The sequence below is a fragment of the Paraburkholderia sp. BCC1886 genome, from assembly GCF_900996245.1.
Taxonomy (GTDB): Bacteria; Pseudomonadota; Gammaproteobacteria; order Burkholderiales; family Burkholderiaceae; genus Paraburkholderia.
The window spans coordinates 1-430 of the sequence record NZ_CAAJGK010000009.1; the positions used below are offsets into that span (position 1 = coordinate 1).

1 protein-coding gene is annotated in these 430 nt (G+C 61.4%); it reads left to right on the forward strand.

Going from position 1 to position 430, the window contains the following annotated elements; all coding sequences use genetic code 11:
- Window positions 1-430: cupin-like domain-containing protein (locus tag FQ746_RS00050; RefSeq protein WP_186310581.1), on the forward strand; the 430-nt coding region annotated here is incomplete at both ends.

Here is a 430-nt window from a genome sequence, read left to right on the forward strand (position 1 = left end):
GAAGTACCTGCGCTTCCAGGAGATGAAGCTCAGGGAACTGATCGAGATCCTGCGCGAGAAGCCGGACCACATGTACTACATGGCCTCGCACCCGTTCCGCAAGACCTTCCCGAACCTGCGCGCCGACCTGGTCCAGCATCTCTACATCGGCGAGTTCGAGCGCGAGACCTTCAGCCCGGTCGACATCGAGAACCCCGATTTCAAGCGCTTCCCGAAGCTGCGCGAGGCCACGCCCTATCGCGTGATCATCGAGCCGGGCGAGTCGCTGCACATTCCGCGCAACTGGTGCCACTGCGTGATCTCGATGGACGTGTCGATCTCGATCAGCTCGTTCTTCATCACCTATCCGCAACTGTTCAGCCTGGTGCCGGAGTTCTTCGGCGAGTACATCAAGCGCGCGATCGAGGGCTGGCGCTGGAAGGGCATGCGC